General features: G+C 58.3%; 20 protein-coding genes and 2 tRNA genes. 8 read left to right on the top strand and 14 right to left on the bottom strand.

Annotated features, from left to right (window positions below; all coding sequences use genetic code 11):
• Window positions 1–70 precede the first annotated feature (70 nt).
• Both ACTQ0H_RS03050 and ACTQ0H_RS03055 read right to left on the bottom strand, forming a co-directional pair.
• Window positions 71–1,147 carry a LicD family protein gene (locus ACTQ0H_RS03050; RefSeq protein WP_427748124.1) on the bottom strand — a complete coding sequence of 359 codons (1,077 nt, stop codon included), beginning with the start codon at window positions 1,145–1,147 and terminating at the stop codon, window positions 71–73.
• Between the two features lie 173 nt (window positions 1,148–1,320).
• Entirely contained in the window at window positions 1,321–2,256 is a 936-nt protein-coding gene (locus ACTQ0H_RS03055; protein WP_427748122.1) for a glycosyltransferase family 2 protein, read from the bottom strand.
• A 161-nt stretch (window positions 2,257–2,417) separates the two neighbouring features.
• Between ACTQ0H_RS03055 and ACTQ0H_RS03060 the strand changes: the two genes are divergently transcribed.
• The 3 genes from ACTQ0H_RS03060 (at window position 2,418) to ACTQ0H_RS03070 (ending at window position 4,173) form a co-directional block, all read left to right on the top strand.
• Window positions 2,418–3,263: an ABC transporter permease gene (locus tag ACTQ0H_RS03060; protein ID WP_441547798.1), complete on the top strand. Its 846-nt coding sequence runs from the start codon at window positions 2,418–2,420 to the stop codon at window positions 3,261–3,263.
• 12 nt (window positions 3,264–3,275) lie between these two features.
• Window positions 3,276–4,043 carry an ABC transporter ATP-binding protein gene (locus ACTQ0H_RS03065; RefSeq protein ID WP_117776189.1) on the top strand — a complete coding sequence of 256 codons (768 nt, stop codon included), beginning with the start codon at window positions 3,276–3,278 and terminating at the stop codon, window positions 4,041–4,043.
• A 53-nt stretch (window positions 4,044–4,096) separates the two neighbouring features.
• Window positions 4,097–4,173 (top strand) — tRNA-Arg (locus ACTQ0H_RS03070).
• Window positions 4,174–4,437: 264 nt separating this feature from the next.
• On the opposite strand, the gene ACTQ0H_RS03075 is transcribed toward ACTQ0H_RS03070, so the two are convergent.
• From ACTQ0H_RS03075 to aroF, 12 genes are all read right to left on the bottom strand, one after another.
• Window positions 4,438–6,213, bottom strand: coding sequence for a phosphotransferase (locus ACTQ0H_RS03075; RefSeq protein ID WP_441547799.1), 1,776 nt, complete (start codon window positions 6,211–6,213; stop codon window positions 4,438–4,440).
• Window positions 6,214–6,449: 236 nt separating this feature from the next.
• The gene (gene glf / locus ACTQ0H_RS03080; protein WP_441547800.1) at window positions 6,450–7,574 is read right to left on the bottom strand and encodes a UDP-galactopyranose mutase; all 1,125 of its coding nucleotides are present in this window, start codon (window positions 7,572–7,574) and stop codon (window positions 6,450–6,452) included.
• Between the two features lie 154 nt (window positions 7,575–7,728).
• Window positions 7,729–8,730: a hypothetical protein gene (locus ACTQ0H_RS03085; protein WP_441041620.1), complete on the bottom strand. Its 1,002-nt coding sequence runs from the start codon at window positions 8,728–8,730 to the stop codon at window positions 7,729–7,731.
• The gene (locus ACTQ0H_RS03090) at window positions 8,730–9,179 is read right to left on the bottom strand and encodes a DUF4869 domain-containing protein (protein WP_427748113.1); all 450 of its coding nucleotides are present in this window, start codon (window positions 9,177–9,179) and stop codon (window positions 8,730–8,732) included. The genes ACTQ0H_RS03085 and ACTQ0H_RS03090 overlap by 1 nt, the downstream gene beginning before the upstream one ends.
• Window positions 9,180–9,308: 129 nt before the next feature.
• A complete protein-coding gene (gene aroQ / locus ACTQ0H_RS03095) occupies window positions 9,309–9,746 on the bottom strand; it encodes a type II 3-dehydroquinate dehydratase (protein WP_441547801.1) in 438 nt (145 codons plus the stop codon).
• Window positions 9,747–9,846: 100 nt separating this feature from the next.
• On the bottom strand, window positions 9,847–11,085 hold the full coding sequence (locus ACTQ0H_RS03100) for a shikimate kinase (RefSeq protein ID WP_441547802.1): 1,239 nt from the start codon (window positions 11,083–11,085) through the stop codon (window positions 9,847–9,849).
• Window positions 11,086–12,231: a prephenate dehydratase gene (gene pheA, locus ACTQ0H_RS03105; RefSeq protein WP_441547803.1), complete on the bottom strand. Its 1,146-nt coding sequence runs from the start codon at window positions 12,229–12,231 to the stop codon at window positions 11,086–11,088.
• 169 nt (window positions 12,232–12,400) lie between these two features.
• Complete coding sequence (gene aroC / locus ACTQ0H_RS03110) at window positions 12,401–13,498, bottom strand: chorismate synthase (RefSeq protein WP_441547804.1); 1,098 nt, start codon at window positions 13,496–13,498, stop codon at window positions 12,401–12,403.
• A gap of 1 nt (window position 13,499) precedes the next feature.
• On the bottom strand, window positions 13,500–14,819 hold the full coding sequence (gene aroA, locus ACTQ0H_RS03115; protein ID WP_441547805.1) for a 3-phosphoshikimate 1-carboxyvinyltransferase: 1,320 nt from the start codon (window positions 14,817–14,819) through the stop codon (window positions 13,500–13,502).
• A complete protein-coding gene (aroB, locus tag ACTQ0H_RS03120; RefSeq protein ID WP_441547806.1) occupies window positions 14,813–15,919 on the bottom strand; it encodes a 3-dehydroquinate synthase in 1,107 nt (368 codons plus the stop codon). Before aroB ends, aroA begins: the two co-directional genes overlap by 7 nt.
• 36 nt (window positions 15,920–15,955) lie before the next feature.
• Window positions 15,956–16,870, bottom strand: coding sequence for a prephenate dehydrogenase (locus ACTQ0H_RS03125; protein WP_441547807.1), 915 nt, complete (start codon window positions 16,868–16,870; stop codon window positions 15,956–15,958).
• 3 nt (window positions 16,871–16,873) lie between these two features.
• Complete coding sequence (aroF, locus tag ACTQ0H_RS03130) at window positions 16,874–17,896, bottom strand: 3-deoxy-7-phosphoheptulonate synthase (RefSeq protein WP_441547808.1); 1,023 nt, start codon at window positions 17,894–17,896, stop codon at window positions 16,874–16,876.
• A gap of 203 nt (window positions 17,897–18,099) precedes the next feature.
• On the opposite strand from aroF, the gene ACTQ0H_RS03135 reads away from it, so the two are divergent.
• From ACTQ0H_RS03135 to ACTQ0H_RS03155, 5 genes are all read left to right on the top strand, one after another.
• Window positions 18,100–18,176, top strand: a tRNA-Arg gene (locus tag ACTQ0H_RS03135).
• 76 nt (window positions 18,177–18,252) lie between these two features.
• Window positions 18,253–20,970 (top strand): HAD-IC family P-type ATPase, encoded by a 2,718-nt coding sequence (locus ACTQ0H_RS03140; RefSeq protein ID WP_441547809.1) that lies wholly within the window; start codon window positions 18,253–18,255, stop codon window positions 20,968–20,970.
• A 216-nt stretch (window positions 20,971–21,186) separates the two neighbouring features.
• Window positions 21,187–22,341: a zinc ribbon domain-containing protein gene (locus tag ACTQ0H_RS03145; protein WP_441537886.1), complete on the top strand. Its 1,155-nt coding sequence runs from the start codon at window positions 21,187–21,189 to the stop codon at window positions 22,339–22,341.
• Between the two features lie 105 nt (window positions 22,342–22,446).
• The gene (locus ACTQ0H_RS03150) at window positions 22,447–22,989 is read left to right on the top strand and encodes a peptidylprolyl isomerase (RefSeq protein WP_154516178.1); all 543 of its coding nucleotides are present in this window, start codon (window positions 22,447–22,449) and stop codon (window positions 22,987–22,989) included.
• A gap of 12 nt (window positions 22,990–23,001) precedes the next feature.
• On the top strand, window positions 23,002–24,306 hold the full coding sequence (locus ACTQ0H_RS03155) for a tetratricopeptide repeat protein (RefSeq protein ID WP_427726917.1): 1,305 nt from the start codon (window positions 23,002–23,004) through the stop codon (window positions 24,304–24,306).
• The last annotated feature ends 127 nt before the right edge of the window (window positions 24,307–24,433 follow it).

Here is a 24,433-nt window from a genome sequence, read left to right on the forward strand (position 1 = left end):
ATAATGAAGTTTAAACACATTTAATGGATTGGTGTTTCGAGTCGAACGCCAATCCATTGATGGCAGCGCCCTATAACTCTTGGTTCTCTAATGCGCGGAGTTGCTCTTTGCTGACATGTTCGCAGTGTGTAGTTATGTCCATTGGAACACGATAGATGTCTCCATATACATCTTCGGTAAACTTTCTTAGATTTTTTGGCGCCTGGCAAGAAATCCGTTCAAATGAAATTGTCTGCGTCGGAAACACTTCTCGCTTTTGACAAGCCCATTTGTAATCAGATAAATAGTAGATGTTTTCAATGCCCCAAAGCATGCCATTAGTTATTTGGCCATCAATTATTCCCTGGCTCATTTCGATCGAGCGGTATTTTGCAAACGTTTCTTCTATTTGGGTTGTTAGTGGATCGGATGCTGGAATGAATTCCTTTTCTTTCCATTCGCTGTAGTAGGGGGCGTCTTTCATCTCAGCTATCATTTTCATTCTTAGTTCTAGCTGTTTTTCAAACGTCTTTTTATCGGCGTTGCCGCTCTCTTCAAATATGAACAAGTCTAAAAAGCAGGGATTATTAATGTCTGCGTACATAAAACGAACTTGCTTACAGAAGTTCCAGACATCGTAAACGATTGAGATTCGATACCGTTCGTCATCGCTGACAATATCGATAAGTCTGTCAATCTCCGATCGCATCATGCCGAGATCGCTATCGTCATCCCAAGGAATAAAGCCCTGGTGTCGGATTGCTCCAAGAAGCGTTCCGAATGCAATCCAGTATTGAAGACCGTTGTCTTTACATAATGAGTCAAACTCTCCAAGCAGCTTTGCACATCCGAGTTGCATTGCCCTGAGCCCGCCATTGGCTTTTGGAAGCGATGCGAAAAAACGCTTCTTTGTGTCTTGTAGATCTTCGTTGTCGTTTCGGTAAAGCTGCCAAAGCATCGTTTCGATTCTCATCGAAACGCCGTCGTTATCACTTTTAAGCCATTCGGCCCTAAAATTCAGGTTGTCGTTAATACCGTTGTCAGCCTGCTCGATCCTCGCATTGATGGATCGGTTGAGTTCATAGAGTTCATAGACATCTGAGCGAAGATCTCTAATTGCTCGCTTTGATGCGGGAAGATGGTCGACGATGCGTGACAGGATGCCCATTCTGTATCCTTCGTGTTGAGAATTGAGTTCTGTTTAATATAGCCTACGTAGTTCGATGGTTTTGCGACGACTGATTAAATCTGGATGAGTGGAGCCCGGCTCCCATTAAGCGGTGGATAGCATGATTAAATGCTAAATAAAATTTGTATACCGCCCTTTAATTTGTGGCATCGCTAGTGACTGCATTCTGTTTTGCTATACACCTGCAGTTCCCATTGTTTTTTCTCAACTTTTGCTACGGAGTCGAGGATGAGGCCGGTTGCCAGGCTCAGCCCGCACAGAAACATGAATGAGGCCGCGAGCATGGCTGTGGGGAAGCGGGGGACTAAGCCGGTTTGGAAGTACTCCGCAACAATTGGGATTCCGAGAGTGAGACCTATGACGGCAAAGATGAATGCAATAAGACTAAAGAACTTGAGTGGCCGGTAATCCTTAAAAAGCGTTCCAATCATTGCGATAACTTTAATACCGTCACCTACTGTGTTGAGCTTGGACTCGGAGCCTGCGGGCCTATCTCGATACTCTACTGGTACGTCTTGAATGCGCCAGCGGTGATCGACGGCATGGATGGAGAGCTCGGTTTCAATTTGGAACCCCTCGCTCAAAACGGGGAAGGTCTTGACGAAGGGTTTGCTCATGGCTCGGTAGCCGGTCATCACGTCGTCAAAGCTGTAGCCGTAAATCCACTTGATCATAGCGCGAACAAGATTGTTTCCGAACCCGTGAAATGCTCTTTTGTTCTCTTCTGCATAGGTGCCATTAGAGAGACGGTCTCCGACGGTCATGTCTGCCTCGCCATTAAGGATGGGCTCACAGAGCGATTTGGCGGCTTCGGCGGGGTACGTGTCGTCTCCATCAACCATCAAGTAGCACTCGGCGTCGATATCGCGAAACATTTGGCGGCAGACGTTGCCTTTGCCCTGTCTTGGTTCATGTCGCACTGTGGCCCCGTGCTGCTTGGCTATCTGTGCCGTATTGTCGGCAGAATTGTTGTCGTAAACGTATACTGTTGCGTCTGGCAATTCGCGGTGAAAGTCATCGACAACTTTGCCGATCGTTAATGCTTCGTTGTAGCAAGGGATAATGACGGCGATATTCGAATAGTCCATATAGGACCTCCTTTAATGACTCAACTGGTCGAAAGTATAACCATCAACTATCCCTTTGATTAGATATGGGTTAGTTCTCCAGATTTGTTGCGGTGAGTTATCGTCTGCGCGGGAGGGCTATACTTTCCACTGTTATGTTTTGCGAGACAAGGAGATGGTCCGTGGCTGACAATCTTGAGAGTCAGAAAGCGGTGGCTAAACCGGCCTCTCACGCTAAAAATGATTATGAGAAGGACAAATTTATCCTCAGGCAGTTGGTTACCAAGGATTTTAAGATTAAGTATCGTCGCAGCGTTTTGGGCGTAGCTTGGTCCGTTCTTAATCCTTTGTTGATGATGATTGTCATGTCGATCGTGTTTTCGACTATCTTTGCTCAAGGTCGTAATGGCTCCATCACGCCTGAGATGTATCCGCTTTATTTGATCGTTGGTAACGTGACGTTTTCCGTCATGTCCGAGTCGACGAACCAAGCGCTTATGTCCATCATTTGGGCTTCCTCACTGCTAAAGAAGGTCAAGGTGCATCGCTGGGTATTCCCGGTGCAGAAGGTATTGTTTTCGCTTGTTAACTTCGCTTTCTCTCTGGTCGCCGTCGCCTTGGTCATGCTCTGGTTCCATGTAGTTCCTACTTGGCATTTAATCCTGTTGCCGGTTTGTCTCCTTTTGCTCATGTGTTTCTGCATGGGTTTGGGTTTGATGCTTTCGGCGTTGGCAGTCTTCTTCCGCGATGTTATGCATCTGTGGAGTGTTGTCATTACTGCCTGGATGTATCTGACGCCGATTTTCTGGACGACTGACTTCATTGGCAAGATGGCTCACTGGATTCAGGTTCTGGTGGTTGTGAATCCCATGTACAACTATCTGCAGTTTATGCGCGATATCTTCCTGTTTAATACCATGCCTTCTGCGCTTACGTTTGGTCTGTGCGTTGCTTGGGCTGTTTTTGCTCTTGCCATTGGCTATACCGTGTTCCACAAGACCGAGCACAAGTTTATTCTCTACATCTAAGGAGTGCTGTTCATGACTGAATCTGCTATTGATTACAGCAAGCAGCCCCTTGCTGTCGAGGTTAAAGACGTCACCATGATCTTTAACATGGCGTCTGAGTCGCTTACGAATCTCAAGGAGTACTTCATTAAACTCGCTAAGCACGAGCTGTTCTTTGAGGAGTTCCGGGCGCTTAAGCACATTTCGTTTGATGTGCATCGCGGCGAGGTTGTTGGCCTTGTTGGTACTAACGGCTCCGGTAAGTCTACGATGCTCAAGATTATCGCTGGCGTTTTGGAGCCCAGCGAGGGTGAGGTCAAGGTCCACGGCAATATCGCGCCACTGATTGAGCTTGGTGCTGGCTTTGACCCGGAGCTTACCGCGCGTGAGAATATCTATCTGAACGGTGCGCTGCTCGGCTATACCAAGGAGTTTATCGACGCTAGCTTTGACGAGATCATCGAGTTCGCTGAGCTTAAAGACTTCGTTGACATGCCGCTGAAGAACTTCTCTTCGGGTATGGTCGCGCGTATCGCCTTTGCTATCGCTACGATTACCGAGCCGGATATTCTGATCGTTGATGAGACGCTTTCTGTTGGCGATGTCTTTTTCCAGCAGAAGTGTGAGCGCCGCATTCAGCACTTTATTGAGAGCGGCGACGTCACGGTTCTGTTCGTTTCTCACTCCATGGAGCAGGTTGAGCGCATTTGCCAGCGTGCCGTATGGATCGAGAAGGGCGATCTACGCATGGATGGCCCCGTGGATGAGGTTTGCAAGGCGTACCACGACCAGTTCAAGTAGGCTATAATTTATTAGCCGCGTGAACTTGCACTCGCTTGGATACGCGACTTTATGCTCCATTAGCTCAGTTGGATAGAGCAGGGGACTTCTAATCCCAAGGTCGACGGTTCGAATCCGCCATGGAGCACCAAAAGAGTTTTTGAAGACCCGGTTATCATGCCGGGTCTTTGCTTTATAAGCGTTCAGCCGTGACATTGTTTAACGCGGACTGTAAGGCATGGGGATGACTTGCAGCCTTATTTCGATAATGGTTGCATGCTTGGTTATGGGGCTTATACGATAATAAGTGTGTTCGCTTCCTTTTCGGTACCCCTTGCTATGGCGGTCGTCGCCGCTGATGATGCCGCCTTGATTTTGCTCCTCTTAAACATGTGATGGGGAGACAATCCGCTGCTTACCCGCTGCACTCCTTGTAGAGCTCGAGCGCCTTCTTAAGGTAAGTTTTGGCATAACGGTAGTAGATATGGGACCACTCGCCAACGTTATCGCCTTCTGCCTCTTTAAGCAGTGCCCATGTGTACCAGCACCAGCCCGCCATGCCCACCTGGCCCAGGTTGTGACGCCATTCCGCATCGGTTGGCTTGCGGCTGAAGTAATGCTCTAGTGCCCTGCGCATTTTCTTCTCGGTTAACTGTTCACAAACACAGAATGTTCCAAAATCGTTAGCATAGTCGCTCATACCGGCGTATTCCCAGTCAATGAGATCGACATGGCCGTCGCCGCTTACGAGGAAGTTGAGACTAAAGAAATCATTGTGGCAGAGGACCGGATCGCCGCCGTCGGCAATGAGCATCCTGTTCAGTTCGGCTGCCTGCGTATCCATCTCGGACAAATCCGGCACATCGATGGGCCCGTGTTTTAGAATGGCACGTTCGTAGCCCCTTCCCTCTTCATAGAAGCTAAAATAGCGATTAACTTTTGCACCGCTCTCGTGAAGCCTGCGGGCCATTTGCATGGCTTGGGCCAATTGGGCGTCGTCGTGAACGTCGAGGTTTCTGCAATTCGTCACAAATCGTGACACCTTCCAGCCGCGGCGGGGATTCGCAAAAACAAAGGTGGAGTCAAGGCCGAGCGTGCATGCGGTTTCGAGTGCGGTTTTTTCGGCTTTGCGGTCTACAAGGAGCTCGGTTCCTACGCCGGGGTGGCGGTAGACCCACTCGCCGTCATCGGTCGTAAAGTGGCAGCTGAGGTTCGTAAGTCCCTGTTTGAGCGGATAGACGTCACGAATTTCTGATTTATCGCATCCCAAGACGGCAACGATGTTGTCGAAAATCTCGGAATCAAGGTTTTCGAGGAAAAGAGGGTCGAAGTTGCGCAGCTCGTCGAGTGAGTCGAACTCGTGGATGGTGGGCGGATCGTACCTGCGGATTTGCATGTCAAGCTCGTCGATATGATCGGCATAGAGATCTTCCCAGAGCTTGTTGCGGGTTTGGGGGAGGTCGTATTCTTCCTCAAGAATTTCTCGAAAACGAGTTGAGAACTCTCGATCGAAATAAGCGTGGCCAATCATGTACCATGCATCGGACCCGCCGACCCTAACTTTGGTGATGCGGTCGTGGGTGTCGGTTTCCAGACACCATTCAGGTGTCTGGCCCTGGTTGAACTCGGCTGAGTAGTAGGCCTTCCAGGCATGGTCTGTGAAAGGGTTCTTCTCGAAATAGTTATCCGAGGAGCAGATGTACGTATTGCCCAACATCTCACGCACGAGCATAATCGAGGAATTGTTATTGCGCTCAGCGTAGGCGCAATTCACGATGATTTTAACGCCATATTTGTCCTCGAGGTAGTAGAAGGACTCCTTCTTGTATCCCACAACGACGACGATGTCGAAAATCCCGGCTTCGTGTAGCTGTTCAATTTGGCGCTCGATCAGGACTTCGCCACGAACTTTAAGAAGCCCCTTGGGGCGTTCATAGGAGATGGGGGCGAAGCGACTGGAGAGGCCTGCCGCAAGGATAACGGCATTGTCCACGGCGTAGGGTTTTAGTGCGGTCATGCCCTTAGGCGTGAGGCGGGCGTCCTTGATGAGGCCGGCTTCTGAGAGGTCTATTACGGCGGCATTTGCCGCTGTAAGCCCAATCTCGCACTCGCCCGCAAGTTGTTGTTGCGTAATGCCGGGGCGTCTGCTCAGGGCATAGAGGACGTTAAACTGTTTATGCGTAAGCTGCATTAATGGTTCCTTTGCGTTCGGTTTTGTCAAATGCTATCGCAAACCTGAACAGCCGAAGGCATTACTTTCCGTTTTACTATCCATTGGAGGGTTCGAGCAAATGTCATTTGTTCGAACCCTCCAATACGTGAGTGGGGGAGACTTTTATCAAAAAGGCGTTATGGACTGTTACGTGCAACTCTTAAACCAAATGTCGTCTAGCATTCAGGGTGGCCGGCGATGATTAATGCTTAACCCTACGCCTCCGTGGGCTCCACGCCCAGCTCGTTGCGGACGAGCTCGAAGGCGGCGGCGATGGCCTTGTCCATGTCGTAGTACTTGTAGCCGCCCAGGCGACCGGCGAAGATCACGTCGCCCTCCTGTGCTGCTAGTTCCTCGTACTGCTTGTAGAGGGTCTCGTTCTTGGCGTCGTTGATGGGGTAGTAGGGCTCGTCGCCGGGCTTCCAATCTGCCGGGTACTCGCGCGTGATGACGGTCTTGTCCTGCGTGCCAAACTCAAAGTGCTTGTGCTCGATGATGCGCGTGTAGGGAATCTCGCGCTCGGTGTAGTTGACCACGGCCACGCCCTGGTGGTCCTGCTCGTCGAGCGTCTCGGTCTCAAAGCGCAGACTGCGGTACTCGAGCGTGCCCAGCTTAAAGTCGTAGAACGCGTCGATGGGGCCGCAGTAGATCGTCTTGGCGGCGATATCGGGCTCGGAGGCGATCAGCTCCTTGTACTCCACGCCGCAGCGGACCTCGATCCCCTCGAGCATGTTGGCGACCATCTTGGTGTAGCCGCCCATGGGGATTCCCTGGTAGCGGTCGTTGAAGTAGTTGTTGTCGTAGGTAAAGCGGCAGGGGAGGCGCTTGATGATGCTCGCGGGCAGGTCGCGGCAGTCGCGGCCCCACTGCTTCTCGGTGTAGCCCTTCACGAGCGTCTCGAAGATGTCGCGGCCGACGAGCGACAGCGCCTGCTCCTCGAGGTTCTGCGGTTCGCCGATGTTCTCGGCGGCCACCTGCTCGGCGATCTTGGCCTTGGCGTCTGCCGGCGTAACGACACCCGGCCACATCTTGGCGAAGGTGTTCATGTTAAAGGGCATGTTGTACATGTTGCCGTGGAAGTTGGCGACCGGCGAGTTGACGTAGTTGTTGAACTCGGCGAAGCGGTTAACGTAGTCCCACACGTCCCTCATGGAGGTGTGGAAGATGTGCGCGCCGTAGCGGTGGACCTGGATGCCCTCGACGTCCTCGGTGTAGATGTTGCCGGCGATGTGGTCGCGGCGGTCGATGACCAGGACCGACTTGCCGGCGCGCTTGGCGGCATTGGCAAAGACGGCACCCGAAAGGCCGGCACCGACGACGAGGTAATCGTACTGGGACATGGATATGCTCCTTTGTATGTCAATTGGACGGTTACTTTAGATTTGGGGACAAACGTACCTGATGTGTTCGTCCCTGGGGTTAGTGTAGCAGACGCTCCTTCAGCAGCTCCAGTGCGTGAGCGTTGCCAGGTTTCCAAATGATCTTAAGGACCCACTATTCTGCTTTCAAACACTCGGGCAAGACGTTTGCTACTGCATCCATTGCCTGCGGCCTCAGGTACTGCTCATTGAGCTTTGCCTTTTTGTAGGCATAGCGAGTGTCTGCCGAGTATTTGATCAATACGTCGGTGAAGAATCGCTCCCAACTTAGGTACTTGCGGCTTTCGATATAGCTCGAAGGATCCTTGAGGATTTTTGGAATGTCGTTGTTGGGGATGAGGCCGGATTGCAGAAGCGTCCACTCAAATGATTCCGGGAGGAACAAGCGAACGTTCTTGTAAACGCGCTGTCCCAGCACCTTTTCGATGTAGGGACCAAACGCTGCGCCGTCTCCAATGGCAAGAACGTTTTGCTCGGGGCATTCGTGAATCGTTCGTTTTAGGTTTGCTACGCCGGTAGCGGTGTAGCAGGGGATTCCCAGTCGGTTGCAAAGGGCGCTGTAGAATTGATAACCAGACTTGCTATCCTCGACAATTACGGCATCGGGATTGTCGAAACCTACGTTAAGGTCCTGATACAGCATACTTGCCGTGTGGTCATATAGCGGCTTGGTCACCGAGTAGAAGCGCCTGTCGCTCTTGCGGCCATTGATCGTCTTGCTTGTGGTGTTGACCAGTTTTAGGATCTCGTCGACGCTGTAGGGGAGCTCGTTGGCGTCGCGACGAGATATCAGAACAAAATAGTTGGACGAGCCGTTGACGGCTTTGGCGAAGTCCTTTGAGTAGATAAACTCGTTACCCTCATCTAGAAAGACGATTGAATCTTCGATGATCGACAGCTCGCGCTCCCAGCGTCTGCCAGAAAGCGTTTCGCAAGGTACGTCGCAGCTGAGTGCAACGCCGCTTTCCGGTCCTCGGTCGTTGTAGTCGCGAATCATCGAGATGAGCGTCGTTTTGCCCGTGCCGCTGTTGCCGCGTATGAAGGAAATATTTCGTTTAAACGTGAGCGTGTATTTGACCTTTGCACGCTCTACGACAACGGTGTGCGTTCCCCTCATTACTCATCAACATCCAAAAAGTCATTCGTGGCACCGACAAACTCCTGCATGTTCCTGACGATGCGGCCATCGTTTTCAATGCGGATTTCAAAGTTCTTCCAGGGGAATTTCATAATGTGGTATAAGGTCACCAGCACATCCTGTTCTTTGCCGATCTTGAGTAGCCAGCGGGCACAGTTGTCTCCGCAGGTGGATGCGTTAAACACCATATTTGGGAGATTGCGCACCAGCAGCAGCGTCTTAACGCCGCCGGACAGTTCGAGTGGAGTGATTGAGCCCAGCTGCTTGCTTACGATGTTGTGGGGACCGATGAGCTCTGATCCGTCCACGCGTTTAATAATCTGTGCGGCCATGGGGTCTTCGAACCATGAGTCCAAGTATGAGTTCCTAAAATAGGTTTCGGTATCGTAGATGGAACCGGGGTAATCCCCCAGGTGAATGCTCAGCATGTGGGTCTCCAGACGTAGTGTGACTGCAACGATTATATGCCAGTAATAAAATGCCGGCAGCAGCGAGGTCGCTACTGCCGGCGCTGGCTTTATTAGCGCGTGGTCGTGTTGATGGATTTGCTCGCGACGCTACTTTTCGAGATGCTCCTTCAGCAGCTCCAGCGCGTGAGCGTAGCCCTGGAGGCCTTCGCCGGTGATGGTGGCGAAGCAGGCCAGGCGGGCGTAGCTCACCTGGCGGAAGTCCTCGCGCGTCTCGACGGCGCTGATGTGGACCTCAACGGCGGGGATGGCGACGGCTTTAAGCGCGTCCAGGATGGCTACGCTGGTGTGCGTGTAGGCTGCTGGGTTGATAACGATGCCGTCGACCTTGCCGTAGGCCTCCTGGATCTTGTCGACGATGCTGCCCTCGTGGTTGGACTGGAAGACCTCGACCTCGTCAAAGCCCTGTGCGGCTCCTGCCTCCTGGCAGATCTGGACCAGGCGGCCGTAGTTGTCGCTGCCGTAGATGCCCGGCTCGCGAATGCCGAGCATGTTGAGGTTGGGGCCGTTGATGACGAGTGCTTTCATGGTTGCTTCCTTTGCGGTCTGGTTGGTGGCGGGGCTTGCTGTCTGCGGCGTTTGCCCAGATAAAACCTGCCAAAATAAACCTGTCCCTTTTTGGCAGGTTTTAGAGGGCGTCGAGGACGGCGCGGGCGGTGTTGGCGGCGCAGTCGCGTGAGTCGATGATGTAGTCGGCCCAGGCGCGGTAGCGCGGCATGCGCTGCTCGGCGAGCTTATCGATGCCATCGCGGGCGGTGATGGGGCGGCCCTTGTGGGCGAGTTCGTCGAGCCCGCGGTTGAGCATCACGATCTGGCTGTTCTGGTGCAGCAGCGGATAGTTCTCGTCACGCGTGACCACGCCGCCGCCGGTGGAGAGTACCAGGCCGCTTCGCTTGGAGATGTCGGCCAGCGCCGCCGTCTCCTGCTCGCGGAAGGCCGCCTCGCCGCGCTCGACGATAAAGTCGGCACAGGGCATGCCCAGACGCTCCTCGAGCGCGCGGTCCAAGTCGATGTGCTCGCGACCCGTGAGCTGGGCGATCTGCTCGCCTACGCGGGTCTTGCCCGAACCCGGCATGCCGATGAGCGCGATGTTCTGCTCGCGGCGAGACAAGCGCTCCGTTACGTCCAGGATGTGCTCGCGCGGTGTAATCTGACCGGTGTAGCGCTCGACAGCCTGTGCTGCTTGGGCCACGAGCATCAGCAGGCCGCCGATGCAGGGGATGCCGCGGCGCTCGGCCTCGAGCATCAGACCCGTGCGGGCGGGATTGTAGACAATGTCGATGACGCCTTCGAGCGCATCGAGCCCTTCGAGCGTGCAGGGCGCGTCGGGGCAGTGGGGAAACATGCCGGCAGGCGTGCAGTTGACGAGCAGCGTCGCGTCGGACTGCTGTGCGATGTTATCGTAGTTGACCTCGCTCGTGCGGCCGACAGGCACAACGACGGCGCCCAGGTCACCGAGCACCATACTGGCCGTGGTGCCGGCGCCACCGGTGGCGCCGAGCACGAGGACCTTCTTGCCGGCAACCTCCACGCCCAGCTCCTCGACTAGACACTGAAAACCAAAGTAGTCGGTGTTGTCGCCGCGCAGGCGGCCGTCGGGTAGGCGCGTGATGGTGTTGACGTTGCCCATGCGCTTGGCCAGGGGACTCAGCTCGTCCAGGTAGTCCATGACGGCGCGCTTGTAGGGGATGGTCACGTTGGTGCCCTCCCACTCGTCGCCCGTCATAAAGGCTTCGAGGTCCTCGGGCTCGCGCTCAAAACGCACGTACTCCAGGCCCGCGAGCTCTTTGTAGATGGTCGGGGTGTAGCTGTGGCCCAGCACGTGGCCCAGCACGCCGTAGGGGCGGGTTGCAGCGGTTTCGGTCATCTAGAGCACCTCCGTGTAGCTGCCAAAATAGGTGAAACTCTCGCACACATCGTCGATGGAATCGAGCAGGTCGTCGAGGGCCTTGCTGCCAAAGGGGCAGTCCAGGTCAAAGTAGAACATAAACTCAAAATCATGCCCGGGGATGGGGCGGCTCTCGAGCTTGATGAGGTTGATGTTGAGCGCGTAGAAGCGCTCGAGTACGCGGTAGAGGGCGCCCGGCTCGTTTGCCGTGGTGATCATGAGCGAGGTACGGTTGGCACCGGGGTAGACGCGCGGCTCGCGGCAGATGACAACAAAGCGCGTGTAGTTATTGTCCGAGTCCTGGATGTTGGGCTCCAGCACCTCCAGACCGTAGAGCGCGGCGCAGCTGCGCGAGGCGATAGCGGCGACGTCGGTGCGATCGGAGTTGGCGACCATCTCGGCCGACATAGCAGTGTTGGGGTACTTGGTGGCGTGCAGGCTGTGGGCTTCGATAAAGCCGGCGCACTGTGCGATGGCCTGGCCATGGCTGTAGACCTCGCGCACGTCGGCGAGCTTGGTGCCGGGCTTGACGAGCAGGTTGTGATCGATCTTGAGGCGCAGCGAGCGCACGATGTGGAAGTCGAACTGGGCGAGCAGGTCGTAGACGACGTTGACCGAGCCGGCGGTTGAGTTTTCGATGGGCAGCACGCCAAACTCGCAAAAGCCGTCGCGCACGGCGCGCATAACGCCCTCAAAAGTCTCAAAGAACGCGATATCAGGCACGTCGAAGAGCTTGCAAGCGGCGATTTGGCTGTAGGCGCCCTCGACGCCCTGGCAGGCGACGGAGGCCGTTTGAGGGAAAGGTGTGTCAAATGCTGCTGCCGTGGCATGGGCCTTTTGCGACACGGTGATGCCCTTGAGCTCGTTGATGTAGCGCTGCTGCTCGGCCTTGCTCATGCTCATGAGGAGGCGGAACAGGGTAATGGTCTGGGCCTCGTAGCGCTCGGGTGCTCGGCTGGCGAGGTTGTTGAGTTTGGAGCGCTCGCGGGCGGGGTCGAAGACGGCCTTGCCCATCTCGACTTTTGACTTGGCGACCTCGGTGGCAATATCCATGCGCTCGATAAAGCTATTGAGGAGCGTGGTATCAATGCCGTCGATGGCCTGGCGAATATCGGCAAGGTCCATGGAGACCCCTTTCGTGAATCGTTGCCTGGGGTAGCTAATTTGGGACGGGGCTTTTTTAGCTACCCTTTGACTGGTGGCGAATCGATGGGTGCCGGGGCAAATACTCACTGGCATATGGGGGTAGCTAAAAAAGCCCCGTCCCAAATTAACTACCCTCGGGGTGGGCGGGCTAGCGTTGGGCAGCGTCCTCCAGGAGGGCGTCCCAGATGGCGAGCGCCGCGGCTGCCTCGGCTACGGGGACGGCGCGCGGGACAATGCAGGGGTCGTGGCGGCCGTGGACCGAGAGCTCCGCATTTTCCATGGCGTCCATGTCCACGGTCTGCTGCTCGCGACCGATGGAGGGCGTCGGCTTTACGGCCATCCGCCACATGACGGGTGCGCCCGTTGAAATGCCGCCCAGGATGCCGCCGGCGTTGTTGGACTCGACCGCAATCTCGCCGGTCTCGGCATCAACGCGATACGGGTCGTTGTTCTCGCTGCCGCGCATGGCGGCCACGGCAAAGCCCATGCCAAACTCCACGCCCTTTACGGCGGGAATGCCAAAGGCGATTTGCGCGATGCGGTTCTCGATGCCATCGAACATGGGGTCACCGATACCCGCGGGGAGCCCATAGATGCCGCACTCCACGATGCCGCCGATGCTATCGAGTTCATTGCGCGCGGCGAGTATTTCCTCGCGCATACGGCCGGCAGCAGCAGCGTCGATGCACGGTAGGTCGTTCGAAAGGATCGCCTTGCGGTCGGCCTCGCGATAGACCATGTCGTCCATGGGCAGGTCGGAGATGCCGCCGATCTGCGCGACGTGCGCCATCACCTGAATGCCGCGGGCCTCGAGTGCCTGCAGCGCGATGCCGCCGGCGATGCATAAGGGGGCCGTAAGACGTCCAGAGAAATGCCCGCCGCCGGCGACGTCGTGCATGTTGTGGTACTTCACGCGCGCCGGAAAGTCTGCGTGCCCGGGGCGGGGCTTGCGGCGCAGCTCGGAGTAGTCCTTGGAGCGCGTGTTGGTGTTCTCAATGATCGCAGCGATGGGCGCGCCGGTGGTGTGTCCATCGACCACGCCGGCAATGATGTGCGCGGCGTCGGCCTCGCGGCGCTTGGTCGCGGTCTCGTCGCGACCGGGGGCGCGACGGTCCAAAAACGCCTGCAGCTGCTCCTGGTCAACGGCGATACCTGCCGGAATGCCGTCGAGCGAGCAGCCGATGGCGGGGGAGTGCGACTGGCCGAAGATGCTTAAGTGCAAAACGTTGCCAAAGGTCGAGGACATGCTACTCCTCCTCGAGCGTGACCTTGCCGCCCAGCAGGCGGTAGTGGTCGAAGAAATCGGGATAGGACTTGTTGACGGCCTCGGCGCCGTGGATCACAACTTCGCCGGTAGCACGGCTCGCGGCGATGGCGGCCATCATGGCGATACGATGGTCGTTGTGCGAATCGACCTCGCCGCCGGTAAAGGCGTCGACGCCCTTGATGATGAGATCGTCGCCGGCAATGCGCACCTGCGCGCCCAGTGCAGTGAGCTCGCGTGTGGTGGTGGCCAAGCGATCGGATTCTTTGATGCGTAGGCGGGCACAATCGCGGATGAACGTGCGGCCCTGCGCCAGCGATGCTACGGCCGAGATAACGGGCACCAGGTCGGGAATGTCGTGGGCACTCATCTCAAAGCCTGCGAGCTTGTCGGACTGCACGGTGGCGGCGTTGGTGGAGCGCACGATGCGGGCGCCAAAGCGCGAGAGCGCGGCAAGCACGTTGCGATCACCCTGGGCCGAGCTGAGTGACACACCCTCGACGGTGATGGGGTCGGAGCCGATGGCGCCGGCACACAGCCAAAAGGCCGCATTGGACCAGTCGCCCTCGACGGCTACGTTGCCGGGCGTGCGGTACGAGCCGCTGCTCACGCGGAAGTTCGTGACCTCGGGCTTGCCATTCTTGGCGGGGATGCGCTCGACGTTGACCTCGACGCCGAAGGCCTTCATGGCCTGGATGGTCAGGTTGATATAGGGACGGCTCTCGATAAGGCCGGTCACCTGCACGCAGGAGGGCTGGGCCAGCAGCGGGGCCGCCAGCAGCAAGCCGGAAATGTACTGCGAGCTCACGTTGCCCGGCAGGATAAACGTGCCCGGGCGCATGCGGCCACTTGTCTTGAGCGGAAAGCCGCCCAGGCCCTGCAGGTCGCAGCCGGCGGCGATGATCTCGTCGGAGAGCGGGGAGAGCGGGCGGGCGCCCAGGCGGCCCTGGCCCACAAACGTGGCCTCTGCTCCCAGCGCGCAGGCGACGGGCAGCATAAAGCGGAGCGTGGAGCCGCTCTCGCCGCAGTCGAGCGTGCTGCCGGCAAGTGCTTTGAGCAGGCCAAACTCAATACTTTTCATAGTGGGATGGACTTGGAAGCCATCCTCGACGGTCTCGATGCGGGCGCCGAGCGCCGTGAGGCAGCGCACCGTGGCCTCGATATCGGCGCAGGTGGTGTTGCAGGTCACATGCGTCTCTCCGTTGGCAAGGGCGGCGCAGATGATGAGGCGGTGCGCCATCGACTTGGATGCGATGGCGGGGACGGTGCCCTTGAGTGGGGACGGAGTGATGCGGGCTAGCATGCGGAGGCGTCTCCCTTCTGGCCGAGGCCCTCGGCAATTAAATCATGGAAGGTGGAAAGCGGCGTGCGGTCGATGCTGCAGCGGCCAATGTCGTGTGGAATCACCAGGTCGATGGTGTCACCGGCTCGTTTTTTGTCGTGCAGTGCCTCGGCAAAGACGGCGTCGGCGGAAAGCTCGCAGCGGGTCTTGAGGCCGTGGCGGGCGCAGAGCTCCTCGATGCGGCCGGGCAGCTCGGCGTCGCAAATGCCGTGCAGGGCTGCGGCGCGCGTGATGATGCCCATGCCGATCGACACGCAGTTGCCATGTCCCAGCTCAAAGTGCTCGCAGGCCTCGACAGCGTGTCCAGCGCTGTGTCCAAAGTTGAGGAGCTTGCGCTGGTTGGACTCGCGCTCGTCGGCAACGACCACGGCGCGCTTGATGTCGATATTGCGGGCGATGATGAGCGCCACGCGGGCAACGTCGCGGTTGAGGAGCTCCAGCGTGAGCGGGGTCTTCTCCAACTCGGTGAAAAGCTCGGGGTCGGCGATCACGGCGTGTTTGACGACCTCTCCGCAGCCATCGGCGAACTGCTCGGGCGTGAGGGTGGCGAGACACCCCACGTCGGCAATAACCACACTCGGCTGCCAAAAGGCGCCGGCCAGGTTTTTGCCGGCAGCTAGGTCGATGGCCGTCTTGCCGCCCACCGACGAGTCCACCATGGCGAGCAGGCTCGTGGGGATCTGCACAAATTTACAGCCGCGCATGTAGGTGGCGGCCACAAAGCCAGCCACGTCGCCTACGACGCCGCCGCCGAGTGCCACGATCACGTCGGAGCGCGAAAGCTCGTGCTCGGCCACAAACTCCAAGATGTTGATGTAGGTCTCGGCGCGCTTGTGGGCCTCGCCGGCCTCGAAGGTGCAGACACTCACCGTATAGCCCGCAGCCTCCAGGCTCTGCTTAACAGGCATTTGGTAGAGCGGACCCACATTGGTGTCTGTCACAATGACGGCGCGCGATCCGCCGGCGGTGGCGCGCACGAGCGGGCCCGCCTGCTCCAGCAAAAACGTGCCGACGTGCACCTGGTAGGGGCGTGCGGTGTCGATATCGATGGTAATCGCCATAAGCTTTGGTCCTTTCGACCTGGCGTGATAGGTGGTCTAGTGGGCGGCCTCGTCGTCGAGCGCGCGCTTGATGCGGTCGCCCTCGGCAAGGAGATTCTCAAGATAACGCTGGTCGCGGTCCTTGAGCGCACGGCTGTAGGCGCTAAGCGAGTCGATCAGATGGTCGATCTCGAAGGCAAGTGCGTCGGCGTCGTCAATCATGAGCTCCGACCACATCTGGGGGTTGAGGTGCGCCACGCGGGTAAGATCGCGGTAGCTACCGGCCGAAAAACCGTGGTGAACCTGGGCGGTCGGGCTTTTGACGTAGGCGTTTGAGACGACGTGCGCGAGCTGGCTCGTAAAGGCGATCACGCGGTCGTGTTCGGCGGCGGTGGTCACGCTGAACTTGCCAAACCCTAAGGGGCGCACCATCTCGCGCACCTGGCCTAAAAGCTCAAGCTTGAGCGCATCGTCCACTGCAGGCGGCACGAGCACGAGTGGCGCGCCCTGGAACAGGTCGGCACGGGAGTGAGCGTAGCCCGAGTACTGGGTGCCCGCCATGGGGTGCGCGCCCACAAAGTAAAACCCGTACTCGCGGGCAAGCTCAAAGGCACGCTCGCACACGATGCCCTTCACGCCCACGGTGTCAATCACCACGGGCCCCATGATGGCCTCGGTATCGGTGGCGTCGGCGAGCGCTTGGGCGTGCCTCTCGAGCCACTCGATGCAGGCCTCGGGGTAACAGGCCAGCACGATGATGTCGCACTCGCCGAGCGTCTCGTCGTTGAGCTCGCCGGAGACGGTGCCCATGCTGGCGGCCGTCATGACGTCATCGTCGGGGTCCCAGGCCAGCACGCGGACGCCCGCCTGCGCATAGCCGCGGGCAAAGCTGCCGCCGATCAGCCCCAGGCCCACAATGCCGGCGCGTTTGGGGCCGCCCTGGTTAACGCGCGCGTTTCTCACCGTACCCATGTGCTACTCCATGGTCTCTTGGCAGACGACCTCGCGGATGGCGCGGATGCGGCGCATGGTGTCGTCGAACTGGTCGGGGGTGAGGGCCTGAGCGCCGTCGGACCACGCGCGGCTAGGCTCGTCGTGGACCTCGATTTCCAGGCCATTGGCGCCGCAGGCGGTCGCGGCGAGCGCCATGGGTTCAACGTAGCGGGTGTAGCCGGTCGCATGGCTGGGGTCGGCCACGACGGGCAGGTGCGACAGGTGGTGCAGCACCGGCACGGCGTTGAGGTCGAAGGTGTTGCGGGTACGGGTCTCGAAGGTGCGGATACCGCGCTCGCACAGGATAACGTTGTCGTTGCCCTCGCTCATGATGTACTCGGCAGCCATGAGCAGCTCGTCGACGGTGCCGGACATGCCGCGCTTGAGCAGAATCGGGGTCTGGGTCTTGCCGACCTCCTTGAGCAGGGGGAAGTTCTGCGCGTTGCGGGCGCCAATCTGCATGACGTCAATCTTCTTATCCAAGAAGACCTGCACGTCGCGCGGGTCCATGATCTCGGTGACGATCGGCATGTCGAGCTCGGCCGAGGCCTCGCATAGCAGGTCCAGGCCGGCGGGGCCCATGCCCTGGTAGGCGTAAGGGGAGGTGCGGGGCTTGTAGGCACCGCCACGCAGCATGGTGGCGCCGGCGGCCTTTACGCGACGGGCGATGCGAATGAGGTTTTCGCCCTCGACGGAACAGGGTCCGGCGATGACCTGGAACTGGTCGCCGCCGATCTTGATGCCGTGGCCGCAGTCGATGACGGAGTCCTCGGGGTGGAACTTGCGGTTGGCACGCTTGAACGGCTCGGAGACGCGCTGCACGCGCTCGACGACGTCCATGGACTCGAGCAGGAACGGGTCGATCTTGGTCGTATCGCCCACCAGGCCGATGATGGTCTCGTTCTCGCCCCGCGACACGTCGGTTTTGAGACCCTTCTTCTCAATCCAGCTGACGATGTGGCCGATGGCCTCATCGCTTGCGCTCCGCTTTAAAATTGCAATCATGGTGTGCCTCTCACCTCGATGGATAACCCTTGCAAAAACGGCCCGCAGTGCGAGCCGTATCATATGGTGCATGAGAGTTTATACTAATTATTTCACTTTTGCGTCCTAAAGTGAGCCGCTGCGCTTCGTCTCCCACGTAATTGCAGAGCTTTTTCTATTATGTTGTTAGCTCGTGGTGCACTTGGGTATAATGCCAACCGTTGGCCCTATTAGCTCAGGGGATTAGAGCGTCTGCCTCCGGAGCAGAAGGCCGTTGGTTCGAATCCAACATGGGGCACCATCGAACGTAAGACCGTCCGAACCTCGCATGGTCCGGGCGGTTTTTCTTATATCGACGCGACGTGATAGGACGTGGTATGGCAACGACGGATATCGAGCGCGGACTTTCGACCGCCGAGGTCGAGGAGCGCATTGCCGCCGGCAAGATCAACCGCAACATGGAGCTTAAGACCAAATCGGTTCGTGAGCTTATCATCGAAAATCTCTGCACGCTGTTCAATCTGATCAACGTGATTTTAGCGATTTTGGTCATTATGACCGGATCGTTTAAGAACCTGACGTTCCTGTTCGTGGTGTTCCTCAATACCGCCATTGGCGTCATCCAGTCCATGCGCTCCAAAAAGATGGTCGACAAGCTCACGCTCCTCACTTCTAAGAAGGCCATCGCGGTGCGCGACGGCGCCGAGGTGGAGCTCGACTTGGACCAGATCGTGCTCGACGACATCATTCGCCTGGGGCGCGGGGACCAGATACCTGCCGACGCCGTGGTGGTATCGGGCGAGGCGCTCGTTAACGAAAGTCTGCTGACGGGCGAGAGCGACCTCATCAAAAAGCAGCCTGGCTCCGAGCTCATGAGCGGCAGCTTTATCGACTCGGGCCTGTTGCGTGCCCGCGTGGTCCATGTTGGTGCGGATAACTATGTGGCCAAGATCAACAACGAGGCCAAGTACGTCAAAAAGGTCAATTCCGAGATCATGAACGCGCTCAACGCCATCGTGCGTTTTGCAAGCGTCATCATGATTCCGCTTGGTCTGGCTCTGTTCGCCTCGAGTGTAAGTGGGTTGTGGGACGCCGCGGGCGCGCCGGGCGATAGCGCGCTTTCGTGGTGCTTTTCCGAGCTGCTGGCCGGTCGCGTGCCTTCGTCGGCGCTGCTGTCCACGGTGGGCGCTCTTTTGGGCATGATTCCGCAGGGCCTGGTGCTGCTGACCTCATCGGTGCTTGCCATCGCGACGGTGCGCCTGGCGCGCCGCAAGGTACTCGCGCAACAGCTCTATTGCATCGAGACGCTCGCGCGCGTCGACGTGCTGTGCCTGGACAAGACGGGCACCATCACGTCTGGTCGCATGGAGGTCGAGGGCACCTATCCGTTGCCCGTTGAGGGTGTGGGCTTGGCCTCGGACGAGGCATCTGTCCCCGTCGATACTACCGTGCTCGATTTTGCGCTTGCCAATGTCGCGCGCGCGACCTCGGCTGATGCCAATGAGACCTGTCAGGCGCTGCTCAACTACTATGCCGACCGCCCGGTCGAGGTGTCCGAGCCGCTGTCGGTCATTCCGTTCTCGTCGTCCAAAAAGTGGAGCGGCGCCTCGTTTGCACAGGGCTCCTATGTGATGGGTGCGGCGCAATTTGTGCTTTCGGAGCGTATCTTTGCGCAGGTCGAAAATCGTGTGGCCGAGCTTGCCGACACCTGCCGCGTACTTGTGGTGGCCCGTGTGGACGGCTTTACACCCGATGGCGATATGGTGGGCGAGGCTGAGCCCGTGGGCTTTGTGACCATTCGCGATGAGATTCGCACTTCGGCCGCCGAGACCATCGGCTACTTTAACGAGCAGGGCGTGACCCTCAACGTGATCAGCGGCGACGACCCGCGTACCGTGTCGTCGATCGCGCGCGTGGTGGGCGTACCGGGGGCGGACGCTTATGTGGACGCCACGACGCTCGATACGCCGTCCAAGATTGATGCGGCGGTGGACCGCTACCATGTCTTTGGCCGCGTGACACCGCAGCAGAAGCGCGAGCTCGTGCAGGCGCTCAAGCGTCGTGGCCATACCGTTGCCATGACGGGCGACGGCGTCAACGATGTGCTGGCACTCAAGGAGGCGGACTGCTCCGTGGCCATGGCCGCCGGTTCCGATGCCGCACGCAACGTGGCCGAAATCGTGCTGGTCGATAACGACTTTGCCTCGATGCCTGCCGTGGTGGCCGAGGGCCGTCGCTCCATCAACAACCTGCAGCGTTCGGCGTCGCTGTTCCTGACCAAGACGCTGTTTTCGATGGGCCTGGCGGCGCTGTGCATCGCGCTGCCGCCGTATCCCTTTGAGCCTATCCAGATGACGCTCATCAACTTCTTCTGCATCGGCGCGCCGGGCTTTGTGCTGGGCCTTGAGCCCAACAATGCCCGCGTGAAGGGGTCGTTCTTAACCAACGTGCTCAAGCGCGCGCTGCCGGCGTCGGTTGCAGTCATTTTGGCCGCGGCGCTCGACATCTTTGTGGCGCGCGTGTTTGGCTTTAGCCAACTCACGCTGTCGACGATGTGCCTTCTCACGTCGTGCGCGGCAAGCGTGAGCCTGATCTGGCGTATCTCGCAGCCGCTCACTCCCTTGCGCGTGGTGCTCTTTGTATTTGTCGTCGTCGGCATCTTGGCGGGCGTTATCGGATTCCCCGAGCTGCTGTCTATCGCCAACTTGTCGATGGGCGAGGCAATTATCCTTCTGGTGATTGTGGTCTTTACTTGCGGCGTGTTCTTTAAACTCGCCACGATGATGGATTCGCTTAAGCCGCGTCGCCGTCATGCCGCCACTGGCTTTGGCCGCGGCGTGCGCGTTCGCTTGGGCCGCGGTGGCGGCAAGGTGAGCTCGACGGGCTCGACGGCCGAGCGTTTTGCCAAGCGCGTCGCCGCCGACATGGCGCAGCGCCGCGAGGAGCGTACGACCCGTGAGGCCGAGGCCCGCGCGCTCGAGGGCGTGGAAAAGACCCAGCCCAAGAAAAAGAAGGGCGCGGGCGTCAAGCGCTCGCGTGTGACCAAGTCCGCCCAGGGCATTAAGGTTTCGATGCCGAGCAAAAAGAAGAAGTAACCGCACCTCACAGGGTAGCTAATTTGGGACGGGGCTTTTTTAGCTGCCCTGGCCGCCAATCGGCCAAATAGATCGCGTCATCAGCCAGGGCAGCTAAAAAAGCCCCGTCCCAAATTAGCTACCCTGCGATGTTGAATTGGTGCCCTGTGCCTTTAGGGGCGTAGCGATGTTATGCTCTAACCTCGATGGTTCGAATGATTCCGAAAAGAGGCTGCCGTGATTTGCCCGCATTGTCTCAAGACCATAGAGGACGGCTCCTCGTTCTGCCCCTATTGCAACACCTATGTTGGCCCGGGCGATGGCCCCGAGCACACCGAGTTTGTGTTCTGCGAAGGCTGCGGTGCCCGTCTGTCGCCTCATGACCGCACCTGTTCCAAGTGCGGGCGCCCTGCCCCGGGCATTCTATCCGAGGATGCGGCCGCATCCGACCTGGCTGCTGGGCGCACGGCTGGTTTTCCCCGCCTGACGCAGGATCAGATCGATACCGAGGTGCCCCATGCGCCGGCCTCTGCCGCCGCGGTACTTTCCGATGCCGCCGATCCCAATGAGACCTGCGTGCTGCCGGCTTTCGACAGGGATTTTGGCATTCCCAAGGTCGATATCCCGCTGCCGGTGTCCCTTCGTGACGACGCTCAGTCCAAAAATCAAAAACCCAAGCGCAAGGTACATCCGGACGAGGATGCCTACCACAAGCACAAGCGCCGTATTCCCAAGCCGCTCATCGTCATCGCGTTGCTCGCTGCCTTGTGCGGCAGTGCCTATTGGTTTGTGACATCGGACCCCATGGGCGTTATGCCGGGCTTTTACGACCAGTTTGGCCAGGCCGCCAAGACGACGTTCCCCTCGCGCCAGAAGGGCGAGGCTACCGAGGAAGAGACCAAGTCCGACGATACCGCCGAGGTGGTCCAGGAGGAGACCGTCCTTTCCGACGACCAGCTCTATACCAAGCTCGACGGTCTGTATCAGACGATCGTGTCGTATGGCGACGATGATCAGATCGGCGAGGTTGTCGACTCGTTTAACAGCGGGTACCTGCGCACGCCGCTCTCCACGCGTCAGGAGCTGTCGCAGAGCGCTTATGCCCTGCGCGACCAGATCAAAAAGACCCAAGACGAGCTCAACAACCTTAAGGTGCAAGACGATACGGTCTACGCGGAGGATATCGAGCACCTCAAGCAGCTTGCCGAGTGGATGTACGAGCGCGTCGACATGATCTGCCAGAGCTGGGATATCTCGCTGTCCATTCCCGATGGCGAGTCGCTGAGCGCCCGCCAGAGTGAAATCTTGGCGCCCATCGCACAGGGCGGCAACAGCGCCCTTAATCAGTACGATGCCAATGTGAGCGCCTGGAAGCCGCAGCCGCGTTCGTAATTTGTTGCCCTCCGACGGCATAACCTGCGTGCGCAATTGATGGAAGCCTGTGCTTATTGCTACAATTCGTACAAATATGCTTTAAACGCACGAGGAAGGAACCACATGTTTGGTTTTAAGAAAGAGCTTTATACGCCCGAGTACCAGCTCGCTGGTGACGAGTGTGCGATCATCGAGACGTCGAAGGGTACGATCAAGGTCAAATTTGACGGCGAGGGCGCTCCCATCCATGTGGCGAACTTCTGCGAGCTTTCCACCATGGGCTTTTATGACGGCCTTAAGTTTCACCGCTATGTGCCCGGCTTTGTGATCCAGGGCGGCGACCCCAATACCCGCGATATGTCCGGCGCTGACGTCGCCGCCGGCCTTGAGGGCCCCGACGGTATGCCCGGCACCGGTGGCCCCGGCTACTGCATCAAGGGCGAGTTTGCCACCAACCCGCGCAACAGCCATGTGGACGGTGCGCTTGCCATGGCGCGTTCTATGGATCCCGATTCCGCGGGCTCCCAGTTCTACTTCTGCCTGGGTGCCCAGCACAATCTGGATTCCGGTTACACCGTCTTTGGCACCACGGTCGAGGGCCTCGACGTGATTTCGCAGCTGCGTGCCGGCGACGAGATCGTCCATGTCGAGATCGTTCACGAGTAAAAGGGGACTTCCTTGAATAGTCAGCTGATTCAACAGGGTCGAGCCGCTTATCGTGCGGGCGACTTTTCTGCAGCCGCTCAGATGCTCGGTGCGGCAAAGACCCCCAGCGAGATCATGGGCGAGGCCGACCATCTGCGTGGCAACGCTCTGATGCACCTGGGTATGTACGCCGAGGCTGCCGAGGCGTACGCGGCTGCCCTCAACGACGGCACCTATGGAAAGCGCGGCGCGCTGCTCACCAACCGCGGCAAGGCGCTCGCTGCCGTGGGTGACTATGTGACCGCAGCCCAGGCGTTCTCCGCCGCAACGCAGGATGCTTCCTATGCCACGCCATTTAAGGCCTATCTGGGTCTTGGCAACGCGCTGTTCCAGTCGGGCGATTTCGCCAATGCAGGCACTGCCTTCCGCCAGGCCGCCATCGATGGCGCCAATCCAGCCCCCGCGGCCGCCCTTGGCGAGCTCGGCCGCTGCTTCATCAAACTTGGCCGACCGGCGGACGCCGTGGAGACCTATCGCACGGCCATCGACTTTGCCGGTCCGCGCGATGACACGCGTGCGCTTAACGCGGGTATGGGCGAGGCGCTTTCTGCCGCGGGTCGTCCTTCCGAGGCGCTCGATGCCTTTAATGCCGCCACCGCCGACGGTATCTACCAGCTCACACCCGAGCAGGCCGATGAGCTTGCCCGCGTGCACGATTCACTTGCCGCGCTTTCGGCCCAGACCGCCATGGCCACGGCCCCGGCGCCCGCCATGGATACGACTGCTGTCGATTCGCTCGATCCCACGGGTGCCACTGGCCAGTTTATGCCCGATCCGTCCGACACGGGCTTCTTTACGCTGTCCGAGTCCGAGATGGTCCAGCAGGATCGTCAGGACCGCAAGCAGGCCAAGGTCCGTCGTCGCCATCGCCATACGGGCCTCAAGGTCTTCTTGGTTTTGCTTCTGCTGATTGTTCTTGCCGCGGGCGGTTTGGGCTTTGCCTACACGCGCGGCATGGGTATCCCCTCGCAGGAGTCCGTCATCACCGATCTGTTCCAGGCTGCCGGCGACGGTGATACCGCCAAGGCCGAGTCCTGCCTGGCCTCCAGCCTGTCCGAGGACGCCAAGGCGATGATTATCTCCTCGATCCCGCAGGGCGCCACCGTCTCCATCGAGGGCATGGATCAGTCCATGACCGAGACCACCGCGAAGGTGAAGGCTTCGCTGTCCAAGGGCGGCGAGCAGGAATATACCGTCAAATTCGTGCGCTCCGATAACCATATCGGCTGGGCGGTATCTTCGCTCGACATCGATTTCTCGGCCGCTGACAACCAGTAGTGACCTTATGAGATTTGGCGCTGCCCGGTGCTTCACCGCAAGTGAGGTGCCGGGCTTGCGCTAGTATGATGGGCTAGTAGTTTTCCAGCAATCATCCAACACATCAGGAGTTGCGTTGTTTTCTTTG

The organism is Collinsella sp. LCP21S3_A3 (assembly GCF_052118905.1).
Classification (GTDB): domain Bacteria; phylum Actinomycetota; class Coriobacteriia; order Coriobacteriales; family Coriobacteriaceae; genus Collinsella.

Coding starts and splice junctions, on each gene's coding strand:
- ACTQ0H_RS03125 (WP_441547807.1), bottom strand. CDS start 16,870: ATGGGTACGGTGAGAAACGCGCGCGTTAACCAGGGCGGCCCCAAACGC.
- aroC (WP_441547804.1), bottom strand. CDS start 13,498: ATGTCCTCGACCTTTGGCAACGTTTTGCACTTAAGCATCTTCGGCCAG.
- ACTQ0H_RS03100 (WP_441547802.1), bottom strand. CDS start 11,085: ATGACCGAAACCGCTGCAACCCGCCCCTACGGCGTGCTGGGCCACGTG.
- ACTQ0H_RS03050 (WP_427748124.1), bottom strand. CDS start 1,147: ATGGGCATCCTGTCACGCATCGTCGACCATCTTCCCGCATCAAAGCGA.
- ACTQ0H_RS03150 (WP_154516178.1), top strand. CDS start 22,447: ATGTTTGGTTTTAAGAAAGAGCTTTATACGCCCGAGTACCAGCTCGCT.
- ACTQ0H_RS03055 (WP_427748122.1), bottom strand. CDS start 2,256: ATGGACTATTCGAATATCGCCGTCATTATCCCTTGCTACAACGAAGCA.
- pheA (WP_441547803.1), bottom strand. CDS start 12,231: ATGGACCTTGCCGATATTCGCCAGGCCATCGACGGCATTGATACCACG.
- aroQ (WP_441547801.1), bottom strand. CDS start 9,746: ATGAAAGCACTCGTCATCAACGGCCCCAACCTCAACATGCTCGGCATT.
- ACTQ0H_RS03140 (WP_441547809.1), top strand. CDS start 18,253: ATGGCAACGACGGATATCGAGCGCGGACTTTCGACCGCCGAGGTCGAG.
- glf (WP_441547800.1), bottom strand. CDS start 7,574: ATGTCCCAGTACGATTACCTCGTCGTCGGTGCCGGCCTTTCGGGTGCC.
- ACTQ0H_RS03085 (WP_441041620.1), bottom strand. CDS start 8,730: ATGAGGGGAACGCACACCGTTGTCGTAGAGCGTGCAAAGGTCAAATAC.
- aroF (WP_441547808.1), bottom strand. CDS start 17,896: ATGATTGCAATTTTAAAGCGGAGCGCAAGCGATGAGGCCATCGGCCAC.
- ACTQ0H_RS03075 (WP_441547799.1), bottom strand. CDS start 6,213: ATGCAGCTTACGCATAAACAGTTTAACGTCCTCTATGCCCTGAGCAGA.
- ACTQ0H_RS03090 (WP_427748113.1), bottom strand. CDS start 9,179: ATGCTGAGCATTCACCTGGGGGATTACCCCGGTTCCATCTACGATACC.
- aroB (WP_441547806.1), bottom strand. CDS start 15,919: ATGGCGATTACCATCGATATCGACACCGCACGCCCCTACCAGGTGCAC.
- aroA (WP_441547805.1), bottom strand. CDS start 14,819: ATGCTAGCCCGCATCACTCCGTCCCCACTCAAGGGCACCGTCCCCGCC.
- ACTQ0H_RS03065 (WP_117776189.1), top strand. CDS start 3,276: ATGACTGAATCTGCTATTGATTACAGCAAGCAGCCCCTTGCTGTCGAG.